The sequence below is a fragment of the Bacillota bacterium genome (assembly GCA_024655925.1).
Classification (GTDB): domain Bacteria; phylum Bacillota; class DTU025; order DTU025; family JANLFS01; genus JANLFS01.
In genome coordinates this window covers 1-1,065 of the sequence record JANLFS010000206.1, presented here as the reverse complement: position 1 = coordinate 1,065, position 1,065 = coordinate 1, and the positions used below count along the sequence as shown (strand labels likewise).

Below are 1,065 nucleotides of genomic sequence, written 5' to 3'. Positions count from 1 at the left end.
CGCCCAGATCGAGGTGACTCGCCTACCCTTGGTCAGAGCCCTTATAGCGGTGGCCACCTTAGTCCTTGGGGCCAGCACATCGACCAACGGCATTGTGATCTTGCAGAAAGGCCCCCAGGATCCGTTTTGCCGTGTCGGCGGCCCAGACAGCACTGCCGTCGAAGCGTGGACCGCCGCGAGCTCATTCGTCTCTGGATCGTTACAGAGCAGGCGTATCAGTTCCCTCACCCTCCCCGAACGTGATCATCTCGCCTTGCTTCGTGAGTATCTTCACCGTCGAGTCGAAGGTGAGGACCCGGCTTTCCGAAATGACCGCGCTTTCGCCGGATTCCTCTTCCCCTTCTTCCGTGACATCCTCGATTCTCTCAGCTCGTTTGACTGAGCCGAGCACCACATGCGCGTCCGGTCCTTCGCCAATTGCGCCGTCGAGTTGGCCAGCCACAAGCAACATCGCTATGTGGCCCTTGTGCAGCTCACAGGGCGGCCTGCCAATCCGGGACTCAACGGCCCTCCACTTTTGACACCGCTTGTCCAGCGCCTCGTAGGCGCTGGACATGGTGAGGTAGCGCTCGGCTTGGCAGTCCGAAATGGCGTCCCCGATGAACGTCGCAACCTCCATCGTTCCGCCCGGTACCTTGTAGGTGGGCTTTCCATCGCCCGGAGGGAGTGACGGAGCGGCATCCATCAGGACCATGCGATCCCTGGCCATTGGGTCTTTGCTCGAAGCGGGTTTCCTCACGCCGAGGACAATCCGTGATCTCGCCGATGGACGGGCGCTGGCCCAGATGCTCACATCGCTGAACTGCCGCTCGAGCACATCGAGGGCGTCGTCTGGCAGCCAAGTCCGGATGTGTGCCACCATGACTCCACCGGGAACGAGCAGCTTGGCGGCTGCCCTGAGCAAGACTGATTCGCGAGAGGGGCTCCGCGGCTCCATCTCGTTCTGGCCGGCTACCACTACTACCGAGAAACTGCTCTTGCCGATCCTGAAGGACTCGAAGGATCCGAAAGCGGCGTAGTGGTACGCCTGATTTGCGCTCTCAAACATGGTGCCGTGTTTGACGT

2 protein-coding genes are annotated in these 1,065 nt (G+C 61.0%); both read right to left on the bottom strand.

Going from position 1 to position 1,065, the window contains the following annotated elements; translation table 11 throughout:
- Window positions 1-228 (bottom strand): hypothetical protein (locus tag NUW23_16105; GenBank protein MCR4427673.1); only part of this gene is annotated, 228 nt, incomplete at its 3' end.
- The coding region (locus NUW23_16100) for a hypothetical protein (GenBank protein ID MCR4427672.1) at window positions 200-1,065 on the bottom strand (866 nt) is incomplete at its 5' end. The genes NUW23_16105 and NUW23_16100, both read right to left, overlap by 29 nt.